Source organism: Colwellia sp. Arc7-D (assembly GCF_003061515.1).
Classification (GTDB): domain Bacteria; phylum Pseudomonadota; class Gammaproteobacteria; order Enterobacterales; family Alteromonadaceae; genus Cognaticolwellia.
In genome coordinates this window covers 94834-111811 of the sequence record NZ_CP028924.1, presented here as the reverse complement: position 1 = coordinate 111811, position 16978 = coordinate 94834, and the positions used below count along the sequence as shown (strand labels likewise).

Here is a 16978-nt window from a genome sequence, read left to right as displayed (position 1 = left end):
TTAAAGTATAATTGCTATTGGCAACGGCAATTATTATCTTAAGACTATAATAAGGTATATATTTAATAATATGCGGTGAATAACATGTTTACATCTCGACATCTAACCACTTTATTAGCGTTAATAAGCGCCTGCTTAATCACGCTTCTAGTGTTCTCACTAGCTAAACTTACCGAGAGCATTAATTGGCAACTTGTTATTATACTAATAGCGACTTTTATTGTTTTTCTAACCTGTATAAATTTTGCTATTAAAAAAAGCTTAAAAGCACAACAACAAATGCTTATAGCAAGCTTAGAGTTAGATATTTCAGCAAACGACTCCCTGCAAAACACGCTTCTTGAACAAACAAATAAAACACGCCTTGCAGGAAAAAATATTGACAACAAAGCCAGTAAACTCGCGATTAACTCTGCTGAAGTAGGCTATTTTCTTGAACAACTCAGTAATGCTATTGAATTATCTAGTGAAGATGTTGAGCGCCTTGCAAGTTCAGCGCATCAAATGTCGGTTAGCATTAAAGTCATGAACGAAAACTCTATTATTGCATCGCAACAATCAAGCCAAGCAATGACCGAAGCTTCGGCAGGTTCAAAGCAGCTTAATGACAATGTCGAAGTCATTAATCAATTAAATGCTGACGTGAACAATGCAGCCGAGAAAATAAAATCACTGTCTCAAAGCGCTGCTGAAATTCAAAATATCACCAATGTTATCGATGGCATTTCGGGGCAAACTAACTTATTAGCTTTAAACGCAGCTATTGAAGCGGCTCGTGCAGGAGAACAAGGCCGAGGATTTGCTGTCGTGGCTGATGAGGTAAGAGCACTGGCTTCAAAAACGGCTGAAGCGACTGAAAAAATTGGTACCATGTTGAATCAAATTAACGAAGAAACCTCACAAACAACGCATGTTATGGCGCAAGTAGTGGAACAAAGTCATCGCATTGTAAAAAGCATGGGACCACTAGCGACTTCATTAAGCGATGTAAATCAACAAATGAAGGAGTCTTCTGACGCCAGCAATCATATTAGTACAGCACTTCAAGAACATAATACAACGAGTAATGAAATTTCTGTAGCGATCACAAATTTACATAATTTTTTAGTTGAAAAAAGTAAAGAAACTCACATCGTTTCAGATAAAGCTGCAGAACTTTGCCAGAGTACAGAATCAATATTTATTGAACTCGCTCAGTTTAAAACCGGCTCTCATATTGAAAAGTTTTGTCAGCAAGCTCAAATCGCTGCCCAACAAGTAGGAGAAATGTTTAGTGATAAAATTAAAGCTGAGGTGATTAGTCAGAAAGACCTATTTGATTTTAATTATCATGAAATTGCCGACACCTCTCCGCAAAAATATCACAGCAGTTTTGATCGCATAACCGACAAATACTTACCCGCTATTCAAGAGCCAATTTTACAAAATAATCCTGATATTATTTATGCAGGTGCCGTTGATATTAATGGTTATTTCCCTACTCATAATCTGTGCTTTTCCAAGCCATTAACGGGTAATATCACAACCGATACTATCAACAATCGTACTAAACGAATATTTGACGATAGTACCGGTATTCGTTGTGGTCAGCACACGAGTAGATTTCTATTACAAACTTACAAACGTGATACTGGAGAAGTAATGCATGATGTTTCAGCGCCCATTTATGTTAATGGTAAACACTGGGGCGGCTTTAGAATTGGCTTTACCGCCCAACTAGGTTAAAAATTAAAGCTAAGGATACTCGCAAAATATAACGCTAAACTTAGGTCTTAAAATAAACCTGAAGTCTAAAAATTTATTTACGCTTAGGACAAAATAAATAATTTAGCAGAATAAATTATCGTAAGCACTTTGAGAATAAGCGCCGTAAGCTAATCAACGAAATGTCGATTGTGAAGTTATTATGAATGTTGAAAATTAACCATGTCAATGTGTTAAAAATTTAGTAAGGTGTCTGTGAGCTTTAGCAGTATTTAATGAATCTAGGTAGGGGAATCAAGATGAAATTATTTAAAGAATTAGTGCTATCAACCTTTGTTTTATCTGGTGTTTTTTCTAATATTTCAATAGCAAATGAAATGGAAATAACCGCAAAATCACAAAAAATCTCACCTGACAGTAAATTTCATACGTATACAGGCAACGTTAGAATAGCCTTTACTGACGGAAATTTATCAACTAAATCAAGCCAGGCATCTTTTCAAAATGGTCAAACTATCATGGAAGGTGATGTAGAAATTATTCTTAGCAATGCTATTGCTAAAACTGAGCGAGTTACCTTTATACCTTCGCAACAAGGTTTGATCGCAAAAATGGATAAAGTTACTTTTACCTATAAATAATCAACTTAAGTTCAATGCAGGTAAGTTATTCTAACTGATAAACTAAATTTTTAAAGCCTCCACACAAGTTATATTATATTCTGTGTCGAGGCTTTGTAATCTAGTTCTAGTGATAAATAATTATTGGTATTCGGCTAACGCCATTCTTAATTTATTTAATGCATCTACGGCAAAGCCTTGATCATAAAAATATAGTATTACACCATTTTTATTTAACAATACCACACGGGTATTGGATGCATTTTCGTTACCCGTAAAAGCCTGAATTCTCTCACCATCGTCATAAATAGTTACTACACCTTGCCATAAAGGTTTTGGTATTCCAGCTCGCATGCCGTTATCAATAACCGTGCTAAACATTTCCGGAAATAACCCTTGAATAGTGGGCACTTCATAAACCTTCACTTGGGTTTCGGTAACATCTAAAGCGATCAACCAACGGTCAATATCAAATTGTGAGTTCTGCTTATAACCAATCAACAATAACGTTAAGTCATCATTAAAATCACCAGGAATAGATACTGATTTTTTTTCTAGCGTGGTACCTACAACAGAGGGAAATATTTGTCCGGTTATATCTTTATTCGCATACTGAGTACTACAACCGGTAAGTAACAATAAAGCAAATATATAAATTTTTGTACGCATTTTACAACTCCTTAATACATGAGGATTCATACGTATAAAATGTGCTTTGGGTTCACATTATTAATAAATAAACTTAATATTTTTAAATGGACATCTTATATTGCTATAACAGGCATTAAATACCGCTATTAAAGCGGCTTATTAGGTAACTTAATCATTATTGTTTTGCTTCACTTCTCTTAACCTTTCACGGTATTTATCGCGTGCAAGTGCCTGCATGTCGGTTACGGCATCGCTTTCATCAACAATTTCTCGCCCTAGCAGAGTTTCAATGGCATCTTCTAACGTAACTATGCCCGATGTTTGACCATACTCATCTTCTACAGAATAAATATGTATATGGTTTTTGATGAACATATCGAGTAATTGCTGAACGGGTAGTTTTTCAGATACCGCTGATAACGGAATAACAAATTTACTGATAGGCTGGTCACCGTGACCGCTTCGCTCAGCTTCAAACAAGTCACCTTTAATGACTTTACCCGTAATATCATCAATGGTATTACCGTAAACAGGTATTCGAGTAAATTGTCGCGTTTGCTCATGATCAAGTGCGGCAGTTACGGTAGTATCTTGGTGCAACATGTGTACGACGGTTCTTGGTGTAAAAACGTCTCCTGTGCGCAACTCACGTAAATTAAGGATATTCGATAAATATTCGTTTTCTTGTGAAAACAAACTACCGTCCTTATAGCCTAGCGACGCTAAAGCGATAATTTCTTCTCGTGTGATTTCGCTTTCTTTACCTTGCTTGAACGAACGGGTGAGCCGAGTTGACAGCCAAACCAGTGGATAAACTATTCTGACCAACCAAGAAATTACATAAGCAGAAGGTATGGCTAAATTGCGCCAAAAAGTAGCACCTAAGGTCTTAGGAATAATTTCTGAAAAATACAAAATAACCAATGTCAGTAATACGGCAATTAAGGTTTCCCATTTCTCTCCAAATATACCAATAGCCTGCGCACCAACGCCTGCCGCCCCATGGTATGAGCAAAGGTATTAAGAATTAAAATACTAGCAAGAGATTCTTCCAATCGCGCTTTGACTTTTGCTAATACCGCACCGTTTTTCGGTTTTTTATTTTGCAATTGCTCAACAAAGCTAGGCGTTATTGATAATAGTACTGCTTCGAGTACTGAGCACAAAAAAGATACGCCAATGGCAACTGCTAAATAAATAAAAAGTAACGTCACTTATTCAATCCAACTCTATTAATTATGTATATCACTTATAAATAGCATATCACAATGTAAGAAAATCGGGTGAACGCACTGCTTAGGTTGTAGGTAATATTTTGAAGATTAAGGTAATTAATTGTACAAAATAGCTAAAGATTATTTTCCACTTCATATCAGATTTCTAAAACCTAACTAATTGTAATCAAAACCAAAATATTTATGGCCCTTTTTACTGGCACTGTTTTAAGGGATTTAAAAAAAGAAGCAGGCTTCATGCAAAGTTACTTACTAGCAAAGTTAAACAACTATTAATCGTTTTACATCAATTATAGATTGATATTAATGTTGTATAAACTTTTGAAGCTTAAGATGTTTTCCACAGGTGTTAATTGAACGGCATTGTATTTTCAGCAACACCTAAAGCTCAATTAATAAGGTTTTATAATGAATGAAAAGGAATAAAGCACTAACACTAAGCATAATTAAAAATATTATCCCAATGTGTGTCTAATATTATTTTAGCTTCGTCTAAAGCAATAGCCTGGTAAACATTATTATTAAGCTCAACTAACTCCATTCGCTCAAGCTTACTTAAGGCATCAACAATTTCAAAATCAAGCTCACATTGATACTTTACTTTAAACCAATATTCTATTTTTTCGTCCAAGGCTTCAGCAGTTAAACCGTCTTTATTGTTCAGTAAAAAGCTATAAGCTAAAATGGCCTCCTTAAAATCTTCTTCTTCTGCAGCGTCAATCAAGGTATGAAAAACACCCGCGTTATTATCAAGGTTTTTAAAATACAGGTTGTCAGAAAGCGCTTTCATAAATTTAATTTTTCTATTTTTAAATTTACTCCATTCTTTAAAAATAAAACCAGCAAATACCCCTAAGCCAATCGCAAAAGAGATAAAGTGTTGTTGAGTCATTTCTACTGCTTCTTCGCGCCAACCTATCCAAAAGCCCATTAATGCTGCCAGCAATAAAATGGATGCGCCAAGTTTAGTCACTAACACTACCGCACCACCCACTACTGCCGAAGCACCGATAAAGGCTTTATCAATGGGGCGCATACGTACTTCGCTGTTCGGAAATAGCATTTCTAGATCGGCTTTAGGAACATTCTGAAAAAGTTTCACTATGGTTGAACCGGGCTCAAAACCAAACAGGGTCTTTTTCTTGGCGTCAAAATGAGCTTTATCTTTAAAGGTTATAAATATTGCTACGCGATCATAGTTAGTAAAGTTAATCGTTTGTTTTCGCAGGCCAAATAATGAAGTAATAGTTTCGGTTAATTGCGACTCGCCTCGTCGGTAAAAAACAACTTGTTCGAAGTCATCAAATTCAACCTCTAATCTAACTTTAAATAATGATTCTTCTGTTAAAGCATCTTGTAAGTCTTGCTCAGTAATTTTTTCAAAGTTGGCGGCATTTAAAACACTGGCAAAATTATTAGCAAAACTTGCCTGACAATCCGCTTTTTGCTCTGTTGTATAAGGGTCAAGCTGCTTAGTATCTGCATTAGGATCAAATGGCGCATAGTCGTTCTTTAACGATTCTAAGGTTTGATGATATTCAACATGCAGCGAATTCGATAGCAAATCAGAAAACTGCCGAAACGATAATTCTGAATCATCTAGTTGAAGCTCTCGTAAACACATTTCAATAATGTCTTGTTTTCTATAAGGTATAAACCGATCGGCAGCCATAGCACAATATCATTTAATGTCAGATAGTTAGAGTGTAAGGTAATTTGTTTTATATTGGAATGTGAATATGTAATGCTAACTACTCGACCTAAAAGCAAAAATGGTTGATTAATAAATTTGGCTGACCATACGGTTAACTGGCCAATTAAAACAATTTTTTAATGATATAGAACAACTTAACGCGTAAAAACAATTTTTTTTACAGCCCCAGTAAGTTACATTTTAGCCCAAAGCCACGCTATAATATCAATATAATGAACCTATTCGATAGCAGGAGTTGAAATGCAAATAACTAAAGGGCAAGTTTTCGTTTGGAGTCGAAATATTAGGCTTTTTCATTGGATTAATGTTGTTGCTATTCTCTTACTCATTGCGCTTGGTTCGATGATTCTACATAGTAAAACATTTGGTATTGCCGGCGATGGAAAAGTCTTATTAAAAACAATCCATGTGCTTGTAGGTTACGTGTTTGCGTGTAATTTAATATTTCGTTTAATTATTGGTTTTGTTGGTAAAGGTTATGAGCGTTGGCATAAAACCCTGCCCTTTAACAGTGGCTTTAAAACTGAATTTACTGAATTTAAAGCAGGTAAAAAACAAGCATACAAAGGACATAATCCTGCGGGTAAGTTAATGGTATTAGCTTTACTTGCAACAATGACTGCACAAATGATTTCTGGCCTTGTTATTGCGGGTACTGATATTTATTATCCACCTTTTGGCCACTATTTTGCTGAAAGCATCGCTATTGATAAAGATAATTTAGCCGCAATACAGCCTTATTCCAAAGAGAACGTTGATGAGGTCGCTTATCAAGCGATGAGAGATATCAGAAACCCTTTTATCACTGCACATGTTTATGTTTTTTACTGTCTGTTATTTCTGATTCCACTGCATATCATTGGCGTAGTTATCGCAGAAAGGCGAGAAAAAAGTGCCCTAGTATCCGCCATGGTCAATGGTTATAAATATCTGCCAAAAAATAATACTGATGAGCATTAGTTTAATAAAACTTACATGAATACGTAAACAAACCTAGGCAGTACAAAAAGTATACTCCTCTTGTTTATTTTAATAGCTATATTTTGTGTTTCTTGATAAAGTTTTTTTGCATTGATAAATTGTTTTACACACTAACCGAGCATCGGATGGAATATAAAACAATCGTAGGTATTGATTTTTAATCAATACCTATTTTCTAGAAGAAAGTCTATCATGTTGTTTATAATGGATAAAACACTCATACCATAGTCATCTTCCTAAGTTAAATTATCAATCTAACTAAAACTAATAATAGTTTATATATGATTAATTTTCTGAGGATTTAAACATGTCAAATCAACTTATTTTATCATTAATAGCAGCTTCAGTATTAACCGCTTGTGGTGGTTCATCTACAAGTGCAACTGCGCCTGCAGATCCAGCGCCACCAAAACCAACGACAACGATAACGGCAACGACAGGTGTTATCACCGGTTTTGGCAGTGTATTTATCAATGGTGTTGAATATGAAACTGATGCAACCACCGTAACAACAGATGATAACGGTGGCGCAAGTGAATCAGATCTTCAGGTAGGTATGGTTGTAACGCTCAGTGGGGAAATAAACGAAGATGGCACAACCGGTAACGCCAATGCTATTCATTATGACGAACAATTAAAAGGCCCAATAGCTAGTATAGATTTATTCGCAAATACGATAACAATACTTGACCAAACCATAGTGTTTGACGATTTAACCAGTTTTGAAAACTTTCTATTAGCTGATCTTATACCGGGAGATATTCTCGAGATAAGTGGTTACTTCCATACCGATGGCACTTTATACGCCACACGAATAGAAAAAGAAACAGAACAAACACAGTTAAAAATTCAAGCTCGCATCACATTACTAGATAGCGTTAATAAAACATTCGAGCTAAATGGTTTAACTATCGATTATAGTTCAGCAATATTTAAAGACTTTCTTGAGGCTGACTTAGTAGATGGACAACAAGTTCGTGTTAAAGGTGAATATACAGCCTTAAATGCTGGTGTATTAGTGGTTAGCGAAGTAAAGCTTAAAGAAAAAAATGAAAATAATGAAGAAGGAGATAACCGACATGTAGAAGGTTTTATCACTGACTTTGAATCTTCAGGTAATTTTAAAGTAGATGGTATTGCCATTATTCTGGATGATAATACTGAGTTTAAATATGGCGACGCTAGCGCTTTAATGGCCAATGTACGAGTTAAAATTAAAGGTGAGTTCAACGCTGATGGTAGCTTGTTGGCGAAAAAAATACGTATTGAACAAAAGACAAATTTGAGTATTGAAGGCGCTATTGAAGCCATTAATTTAGACTTAAGCACAGTAACCGTTCTTGGTGTTGAATTTGAAATTAATAATCAAACCAAAATGAAAGATGAATCCGATAACGGCGAACGCTTCTTTGATTTGGCTGATGTAGCCATTGGTGAGTTTGTCGAACTCAAAGGTTTTGTAGATAGCGATGGCAAAAATATTGCCACTAAAATGCAACGTGAAAATGAAGATGAAAACGCTGAAGTAGAGCTAAAAGGTCATGTAAGTAATATTTTAAACTTTAGCTTTAGCCTTGTTGGTGTAACGGTTATTACCGACGCAAACACCGAGTTTGAAGGGAAAAATGGCGACGACGTAAACCAAGAGGTATTTTTTGAACAACTTGAAAATAATATGCAAGTCGAGGTAAAAGGCCAACTGATAGATAGTGTTTTTGTCGCCCTGTCCGTTGAAATTGAAGAAAAGGACGATGATAATGATAGTAACCGTACAGAGTTTAAAGGAATTGTTGAAGCGATAAATGAGGGCACTCTGGTTGTTTCAGGTCATCAAGTTTTAGTAGGTCAAACAACAATATTTAAAATCGATGACGTACGGGTTGCAGCTGAACAGTTTTGGTCTTCAATCGCAATTGATACTCAACTGAAAATTAAAGGCACTTTAGATCAACAAGGCGTTATTACCGCGAACTATATTGAGCTTGAATAACACCTATCGCGTCGTTAATAACTGTCACAACTTAACCTAAAGTTGTTATAAGAGTAGTGTTAGCCGTTTTGATTAAGTTCATAAGTACTTATCGAAACGGCTAACAAAATGCCAGAAGTACAAACTTCGATGGCAAAATTTAAACCTTTGAAAAATACATCGTCTATACCTTAACTTATACTTGTTACTCCCAACTCCGCACAAAAAAGCTTTTCGCATGATACGGCTTAAAATATGACCATGAACATACGACTTATTAGACTAGAATAATTTGTTATGAGTAAGCTTTAGGATTAGCAATTGGGGCACTTAAAAGGTAATTGAGTGTGCTTTATTAGTCATAATAAAAACCCGTTATCAACTTATGAATGCCGCATTTTAGCTGACAATTAAAATTTGACACACCTCAAAAGTAAGTACTATCTTTATAAGATTATGACCGATTATTAAATAAATTTTATGATTGTTATTAGCTATAACATTGAGTAAATAAGGAATACTTCCTCATGTTTTTTAACAAGTTTATAAAATTAAGCATACTACTCGTACTATTCTCGACGTTCAGCCAAAGTACTTTGGCGAAAAAGTTCTACGTGTGTTCTGCGTATCTATCTGGGCCTTTCGTTACCGACGAAAACGATCGTTTAGGTTTGCTCTATACTTTTACAGACTTCTTAAATAAAAAAGCACAGAACAAATATAGCTTTGAGGTTTTAGTATTACCCCGTTCTCGTTTGTTATTAGAGCTAAAATTGACCAATCATTGTATTGTGCCTTTTGTATCCTATAAATGGTTTGATCCCAGTAAGCAGCTGTACTATTGGAGTCAGCCGCTACTAAATGACGCTAATATCATATTATCTTCTCAGGATAAAAAATTAGAAAGCATTGCAAAAGAACGAGTAGCAGGTATGAGCACTAGCCAAGTGATAGGTTTTTTTGATGAGCAAGTAGGCGCATTAATCGAAGACAACACAGTAAGTGCATTCAATAGCTTATCGCTAGAAAACAGTGTCGGCATGGTTGCACGTAAACGAATTGACTTTATTGTCTCAGGGGAAATTCCGGTGCAATATTTAATCCATAAACATCAGATTCAAGACAAGGTTTACTTGAGTAAAAACACAACCTCCACATTTGAACGTTCAGTGTTGCTGCCAAAATCAAATCCGCAATTAATTGAATTTGTAGAGCAGCAAATAGGTGTTTTAAAATCATCATCCGAATGGCAACAAGCACTAGCGCAGTTTGGCATTAACGATAATAAGTAACGCGCTTAGGAATATCTCAACTAATATAAATAATAGAATCAAAAATTAAAAAAGTTATCATTTAACTTATATAATTTCATTTAAAAATGGCTTAATGTATCAATAGAGTACATCTGAAAATGACAAAGCTGATCGATAGTCCAGACAATGCACTAGCACTAAAACTACTGCGTTCAGAAAAAATATTCTCAACCCTTTTTCAATTATCACCTGTTGGTATGGCAGTAGTTGATGCCAACACAGGCAAGTTCCTGGAAGTAAACGATTCCATTTTAAAATCTACAGGTTACGCAAAACAGGAATTTATTAATTTAAGCTACTGGGATATTACGCCAAGAGAATATGAAGCGCAGGAACAACAGCAACTTAAAGACTTGGAAGCAACTGGACGTTTTGGTCCAAATCAAAAAGAATATATACGAAAAGATGGTACAAAATATCCGATCAGTATCAGTGGTGTTGCATTAACAGATATTGATGGTAAACAAGTTGTTTTAGGTATTATTGAAGATATTACTAAACAAAAAGCATATGAACATAAATTAGAACATTTCGCCTTATATGACCCTTTAACTAATTTACCCAACCGCCGTCTATTATCAGAAAACTTGCAGAAATCATTGGCTCAATGTAAACGAAACAAAAAGTTACTCGCCTTACTTATGCTTGATTTAGACAAGTTCAAACCTGTAAATGATACCTTTGGACATTGTATAGGTGATAAATTATTAATAGAGATTGCACAACGTATTAAAGGTATTATTCACCGAGAAGTTGACACGGTTGCACGCCTAGGTGGTGATGAGTTTGTCATCATACTTCCTCAGATCAGCCAAACTGAAGATGCCATCAAACTTGCAGAAAAGATTTGCAACGCACTTAATCAGCCATTCTGTATTGAAAAAAATAACATCACCATTTCAGCAAGTATTGGAATAGCGATGTTTCCAGCACATGGTAACAACGAAAAAACGCTAATGAAGAACGCAGATAGCGCCATGTATAAAGCCAAAAAAAATCCTGAATATAGTTTCATGTTATTTGAAGATTAATCAGGGTAGTAATGAAAACCCTGAGTCGTTTATCATCGCTTTTTAGTTTATTTAAATTAAGAGCCTCAAAAAAACACCCACTTCGTTCCAAAATAAAATCATCCTCTACTCGTTGGTTAGTACGCTTATAAATTTAAACGTATCAATGACCCCTTCTGTGGATTAGCTGCCTATCAGCAGTGGTTAGAAATTAATGACTATTACGTAATACACCTTAATCTCATTGCTAATGTCCAGTAACATAAAACAGTTATGTGGATCTTCAAATAAAGTAAAAATTCTTGTTCGATAGTTTTAAGGGCTATAGCTAGATAAGGATAAATCAGTTTAAACTTTCACATCAAAAATCATGAGAAAACTATAACAATCGTCACAAACCACCAAAAATAAAGACAAGTAAGTGCGCAAAGCGGAAACGAGCGGTGATGATCACATACCTTTCGTTTATCTCCTAAGCTGACGTTTTGTGAAAATTAATATTTTCTTAAAAACACTAAAATTGTCACTCGTAGTGTTGATATCTAATGTGTATTGTATGAGGGCTTTTCTCAGATGGTATAGCAAAGGATATTAATTCCATGGTGGTGCTTTAGTGAACAAATCACTTCTCTTACCAATGAGAATAAACAAAAAAACACCAATCATTACAATTGATGTTTTCTAGGAGATAACTTAAAAACTAAATTAAGATATTTTCTTAAAACGACGTGACATTAGGCCCATCATGCCAAGTGCGAAAATTGCAAGGGTTGATGGTTCTGGAACATCGGTTATGATACTACCATTTATGATTTTGGCTTCTTGGATTCCTAATGAAACAGCATCGTTAGGGAAACTTGTATGTGTTTCTAATACTGTAAACGTAGGATCCCATGAAGTAAAACGACTATGAGTTGGAAAGCCATTAATCATATTACTAGTTATGCCAATTGCTGTTCCAGCCGCTGTGGCAGTAAACCCTGTACTTTGATTTATGCCTTGCCCGTCTGCTGCGACACCTAAAGGCAACCAATCATAATACCCAGATGCACCATTGCTTGTATCTGCCCAAATATCACCGCCGCCATTAAACCAATCAGTAAATATGCTTTTATAGGTGATCAAGAAATCATCTGCCAAATTTTCTCTTACAACTAAAACATCAATTCCAGATAAATAGTTGCTGAAGTCAGTACCAGTAGCAAAACTGCTACTGTGAGTAGTAACAGTACCAAAGCCACTCAGGTTGCCAGAACTAACTAGCCCTATGTTGTAATCAGCAGCAGCTATCTCGTTAGTTGTTCCTGCACCTCGTAAATAGTTCAAAACGACATCATCATAATTGTTTTGATTACTGTGGGATAAGATATCGTGACCAGTGAGGTATATAGCCCCTGCTTGTGCTGAAGACATACCTACGAAGGTTGTTATTATGATACTACTAAAAATAGCTGATGCTTTCAGACGTTTACTTATATTCATTCATTGAAGCCTTTTTAAAAAGGCCACTCGGGATATACTGCATTCCTTTGCGGCTCGGTAAGATGGTTGTTTATTTTACAAAAGATATCAAGCAAATAATGTGCCATATAATGTAAATAAAATATAAGCAACAAATTCAGTCGCTTAGCTAACAGCAACAAGGAGGGAAATCAAAATAATGAAAAGGTGTAAATTATTCCGACACAGAACTGGTCATCAATTAGTTGATTTATTTAATAAAAAAACGTTAGTAATCAAAAATAACCAAAGAGAACAGACAATTTAGTAGCATTTAGGTATATATTTATACAAACACCTCACACTTTCCATGTGTTATAGATCTTAGGAACCAGTTACTCGTAATTTATTTTAATTCTCCGAGATTCCCTCCAATGCCAAAATATGTAAAAACACTCACACTCCTTCACTAACTTTAATTTGAAACGGTGTAGAATGAGTGAACAGACCTAAAATTGTTATTAGCCTTCTATATTTCCATTAATGTCCAAGTGACAGCAATGAAAAACTTCACCGTTAAAGTTGTTTAATTCCTGGATAAAACGATTGTGTTCTGCAACAGAACACACCTTAGCCTTGAGCTTAACAACGTCCGCTTTCATATCCTAAGTTAACGTAGAACAGAATGAATTCAAACGATAAATTAGGTCGGCTTTTTGTCATAAGTGACGGTCAAACAAACCTCCAATCAGCTTAGTTTTTTGCACTAATATTTGTTGGTGCTAATGTCCCCTTGGCGCGCTAAAGCGGAAATAAATATGTTCAAGTGTCAGGATTTTTTACAGTCCGCAAAGTGGCAATAGTGAATATATTGAAGGTTATTTCAAATAGTAAGGGCAGTCACAAACCTAATTAATATTTAAATTTTCTCATCCGGTGACGCGTTTCTAATTATTTATGGCTCCTCCACACATAAAAAAAACACCAAATATAATTAACTTTAACTTTTTTTAGAGTAAAGGCTTTACTTTTATAGAGTGGTTACTCTATAATTGCTTCGTTCTCTTTTGAGACCTGTTGTAATAATTTTGAATTCTAGCTTCCCCAAGCTTCTATACCGATGGCCAATTTAGCCATCGGTTTTTTTATGCCTAAAATTCGACATCAACCGTCTCTTGAAAAATTTATTCAGACTACCTAATCAAGCCGTTAATGCTTTTTATGCTCGTCTGCACAATGCCAAGAGACAAACTTCCATGATTTTTTATCTTTTACTAGCACATCACTACAGCGACCATGAGTAATTTTTTGATCGCCTTTTTTTGAGGTAGTACCATTAGAATAGTAATAATGAGCAACGGCGGTGTCGCCATGTACAACAATTGCAGTTGGGCTATACTCTGCAACATTATTGATGGTTCCATCTCCAAGACTAAATTTTTCCCAGCGTTTTATTGCACTTCGAGTTCGAGGCATTGGTGTACTGTTGCCCCAAACTATGGCGTCTTCGGTGACCCATTTATCAGTCCAGTTGTTATCACGTTTATCTATATCTTCATACGAAGCTAAAACAACATCCCACACTTCGGTTTGTTGTTTATTCCAACTTTCGGCATGCGCGTTAAAAGCGGCAATAGTGACTATAAATGCTATGGTAAGTTTAAAATTCATTTTTCTTTCCTTGTAATGTTTCGACAAGGCCTACTAAACAACTTACTTCTAAGTAAACTCGAATTTGCGATTATCGCCCATTAAATATAGCAGCTATATATTTTTAGGCTGATTTATACTGGAATTAACGCGATTCTTTAATGTTATTAAGACTTACTTATAATGATCTATTATTTACTTCGACAAGTATTAACGCTTGTAAACCTTGTTATATGGAAATTTTACTCAATATAGTTTCAATACATTGACGAATTAATACTTAACTTTCCGGTCTATTGTTAAGCAGTAATGTACAAGATAATATTTCATTCATTTATTGCTTTAATAAATTATTAATCGTCATCAAACAATGAGGAGTTCTTATGTCTCAATATACAAAATCAAACGATGCTATTGCGGGCTTAACCGCTGAACAATATAGAGTTACACAAGAAAGCGGCACTGAGCGCCCTTGGACTGGTGAGCTATTAGAAAACACCGCACCTGGAATTTATGTTGATGTTGTTTCAGGAGAGCCATTGTTTGCCTCAGCAGATAAGTTTGACGCTGGCTGTGGCTGGCCAAGTTTTAGTAAACCGATTGAAAATACCAATGTAAATGAACTTACCGACGATACTCATGGCATGGTGAGAACAGAAGTTCGGTCTACACATGGTGATAGTCATTTAGGCCATGTATTTACCGATGGTCCGGTTGCACAAGGTGGCTTAAGGTACTGCATTAATTCTGCTTCACTCAAATTTATTCACCGTGACAATATGATCGATGAAGGCTATGAAGCGTATTTACCACAAGTAGAGGGATAACATATGACCATTGAACGAGCCGTACTAGCCGGTGGTTGTTTTTGGGGTATGCAAGATTTAATTCGCCGATTGCCTGGCATTACAGAAACCTGTGCGGGTTATACCGGTGGTGATGTTGAAAATGCCACTTACCGCAATCACGGTAATCATGCAGAAGGTATTGAAGTTTATTTTGATAATACTGTGATCGGGTATCGAAAAATTTTAGAATTATTTTTTCAAATACATGATCCTACTACAAAAAATAGACAAGGCAATGATCTAGGCAGTGAGTATCGCTCCGCTATTTATTATACTAGTGAAGAGCAAAAAGCCATTGCGATAAAAACCATTGCTGATGTTAATGCTTCTGGTTTGTGGCCGGGTGAAGTGGTTACTGAAGTTGAACCAGTTGGCGATTTTTGGCAAGCTGAAGTTGAGCATCAAGACTACTTACAACGCGTGCCAAATGGTTACACTTGCCATTTTCCAAGAGCTGATTGGGTACTGCCTGAACAGTGAGGCTAAAGTGGCAATAAGTAAAGTAGGTTTAGGTGGTGGTTGTCATTGGTGTACCGAAGGTGTTTTTGCATCTTTGAACGGCATTGTTAAAATCAATCAAGGCTGGATATCTTCATCTGGTTCAAATAGTCAGTTTTCTGAAGCTATTGAAGTATATTTTGAGCCTGATGTTATTTCACTCGCTAATTTGGTCAGCATACATTTACATACACATGCGTGTACTGCTGATCACTCAATGCGTCACAAATATCGCTCTGCTATTTATACTTATAGTGCTGAACAGGCGAGTAAAGTTGATATAGTTTTACGCCAATTACAAACCGATTTTAATGAAAAAATTATAACTCAGGTTCTGACCTTTTGTGCGTTTAAAGCCAACAAAATCGAGCTTACTGATTACCTTTATAGCTCACCAAACCGTCCTTTTTACCAACGTTACATTCACCCAAAGTTAACGCTGTTATTGCAGCGTTTTACTCAACATGTAAACCATGAAAAGTTAAACGATTCAGCTATCAATTTGTCGAAAAAGTAACTTGTAGAGTTTTCAACATTGATATTAAATTGACCAACGAGTTCAAAAGATAAAACTTATAAAATAGAAACGCCCCGATAATTCGAGGCGCTTGTATAATCAATTATGTGGTAATTATTCTTCGATTAACGGCTCATCGCTAAGCTCATTTAACGCTTGAATATTTTCATCTTGAAACCAATCACAAATAACTTTATCTGCTTGTTCTGATCCACTGCGCTTTAATGACGAAAACGCCTGCACTTTAATATCAGCGTTTAATTTTGCGAGTTCTTTTTTAACGGCAAGTACTTGTGCACTGACTTTACCCTGAGAAAGCTTATCGCTTTTTGTTAACAACGCTAACACAGGTAGATCACCGTCTGCAGCCCATTGAATAAGGTCCATATCAAGATCTTTCAACGGATGGCGTATATCCATTAATATAACTAAACCCTTTAGGCATTCGCGTTTTTCTAGGTATTCACCTAATGCTTTTTGCCACTTTTTTTTCATTTCCATGGGTACTTTGGCAAAGCCATAGCCGGGTAAATCAACTAAGCGCTTATTTTCGGCAATTTCGAAAATATTTATCAGTTGAGTACGGCCAGGGGTTTTACTGGTACGCGCAAGGCTTCTTTGATTAGTTAATGTATTTAACGCACTTGATTTACCTGCGTTAGAGCGACCTGCAAATGCCACTTCAATACCACTATCTGCGGGTAAACGACGGATATCGGGTGCGCTAAGTGTAAAGGTCGCTTTGCTAAGATGAATGGCTGTAGATGACAAGTTTAGATCCAACTGTATAAGTAAAAACGGCATTATATCGTTTTTTCACATTAAAGA

Annotated in this window: 16 protein-coding genes; 9 read left to right on the top strand and 7 right to left on the bottom strand. The window is 35.7% G+C overall.

From position 1 onward, the window contains the following. Positions 1–84 precede the first annotated feature (84 nt). Together DBO93_RS00445 and DBO93_RS00440 are read left to right on the top strand one after the other, a co-directional pair. Positions 85–1725, top strand: a complete 1641-nt coding sequence (locus tag DBO93_RS00445) for a methyl-accepting chemotaxis protein (protein WP_108454573.1) — start codon at positions 85–87, stop codon at positions 1723–1725. Positions 1726–2003: 278 nt separating this feature from the next. Then, positions 2004–2345 (top strand): hypothetical protein, encoded by a 342-nt coding sequence (locus DBO93_RS00440; protein ID WP_108454572.1) that lies wholly within the window; start codon positions 2004–2006, stop codon positions 2343–2345. Positions 2346–2465: 120 nt separating this feature from the next. On the opposite strand, the gene DBO93_RS00435 is transcribed toward DBO93_RS00440, so the two are convergent. The 4 genes from DBO93_RS00435 to DBO93_RS00425 all read right to left on the bottom strand — a co-directional run bounded on the left by DBO93_RS00435 (position 2466) and on the right by DBO93_RS00425 (position 5882). Next, entirely contained in the window at positions 2466–2993 is a 528-nt protein-coding gene (locus DBO93_RS00435; RefSeq protein WP_108454571.1) for a hypothetical protein, read from the bottom strand. 150 nt (positions 2994–3143) lie between these two features. Beyond that, a complete protein-coding gene (locus DBO93_RS19070; RefSeq protein ID WP_343215937.1) occupies positions 3144–3899 on the bottom strand; it encodes a CNNM domain-containing protein in 756 nt (251 codons plus the stop codon). Between the two features lie 17 nt (positions 3900–3916). Next, a complete protein-coding gene (locus DBO93_RS19065; RefSeq protein ID WP_204100635.1) occupies positions 3917–4189 on the bottom strand; it encodes a CNNM domain-containing protein in 273 nt (90 codons plus the stop codon). 457 nt (positions 4190–4646) lie between these two features. Beyond that, complete coding sequence (locus tag DBO93_RS00425) at positions 4647–5882, bottom strand: TMEM143 family protein (RefSeq protein WP_108454570.1); 1236 nt, start codon at positions 5880–5882, stop codon at positions 4647–4649. A 282-nt stretch (positions 5883–6164) separates the two neighbouring features. Here DBO93_RS00425 and DBO93_RS00420 point away from each other — a divergent pair, with 282 nt between their 5' ends. The 4 genes from DBO93_RS00420 to DBO93_RS00405 all read left to right on the top strand — a co-directional run bounded on the left by DBO93_RS00420 (position 6165) and on the right by DBO93_RS00405 (position 11218). Next, positions 6165–6884: a cytochrome b/b6 domain-containing protein gene (locus DBO93_RS00420; RefSeq protein ID WP_108454569.1), complete on the top strand. Its 720-nt coding sequence runs from the start codon at positions 6165–6167 to the stop codon at positions 6882–6884. 328 nt (positions 6885–7212) lie between these two features. Then, positions 7213–8895 carry a DUF5666 domain-containing protein gene (locus DBO93_RS00415; RefSeq protein WP_108454568.1) on the top strand — a complete coding sequence of 561 codons (1683 nt, stop codon included), beginning with the start codon at positions 7213–7215 and terminating at the stop codon, positions 8893–8895. A gap of 506 nt (positions 8896–9401) precedes the next feature. Then, complete coding sequence (locus DBO93_RS00410) at positions 9402–10166, top strand: transporter substrate-binding domain-containing protein (RefSeq protein ID WP_108454567.1); 765 nt, start codon at positions 9402–9404, stop codon at positions 10164–10166. 119 nt (positions 10167–10285) lie between these two features. Beyond that, entirely contained in the window at positions 10286–11218 is a 933-nt protein-coding gene (locus tag DBO93_RS00405) for a diguanylate cyclase (RefSeq protein ID WP_108454566.1), read from the top strand. A 684-nt stretch (positions 11219–11902) separates the two neighbouring features. On the opposite strand, the gene DBO93_RS00400 is transcribed toward DBO93_RS00405, so the two are convergent. Together DBO93_RS00400 and DBO93_RS00395 are read right to left on the bottom strand one after the other, a co-directional pair. After that, positions 11903–12679 (bottom strand): PEP-CTERM sorting domain-containing protein, encoded by a 777-nt coding sequence (locus DBO93_RS00400; protein ID WP_108454565.1) that lies wholly within the window; start codon positions 12677–12679, stop codon positions 11903–11905. 1167 nt (positions 12680–13846) lie between these two features. Further along, positions 13847–14308, bottom strand: a complete 462-nt coding sequence (locus DBO93_RS00395; RefSeq protein ID WP_108454564.1) for a nuclear transport factor 2 family protein — start codon at positions 14306–14308, stop codon at positions 13847–13849. Positions 14309–14670: 362 nt separating this feature from the next. Between DBO93_RS00395 and msrB the strand changes: the two genes are divergently transcribed. From msrB to DBO93_RS00380, 3 genes are read left to right on the top strand one after another with little or no spacing between them, the layout of a single operon-like run. Continuing rightward, positions 14671–15114: a peptide-methionine (R)-S-oxide reductase MsrB gene (gene msrB / locus DBO93_RS00390; RefSeq protein WP_108454563.1), complete on the top strand. Its 444-nt coding sequence runs from the start codon at positions 14671–14673 to the stop codon at positions 15112–15114. Between the two features lie 3 nt (positions 15115–15117). Then, positions 15118–15615: a peptide-methionine (S)-S-oxide reductase MsrA gene (gene msrA, locus DBO93_RS00385; RefSeq protein WP_108454562.1), complete on the top strand. Its 498-nt coding sequence runs from the start codon at positions 15118–15120 to the stop codon at positions 15613–15615. A 7-nt stretch (positions 15616–15622) separates the two neighbouring features. Next, a complete protein-coding gene (locus DBO93_RS00380) occupies positions 15623–16150 on the top strand; it encodes a peptide-methionine (S)-S-oxide reductase (protein WP_239059046.1) in 528 nt (175 codons plus the stop codon). Positions 16151–16264: 114 nt separating this feature from the next. On the opposite strand, the gene yihA is transcribed toward DBO93_RS00380, so the two are convergent. Further along, positions 16265–16954 carry a ribosome biogenesis GTP-binding protein YihA/YsxC gene (gene yihA, locus DBO93_RS00375; protein ID WP_108454560.1) on the bottom strand — a complete coding sequence of 230 codons (690 nt, stop codon included), beginning with the start codon at positions 16952–16954 and terminating at the stop codon, positions 16265–16267. Positions 16955–16978 lie beyond the last annotated feature (24 nt).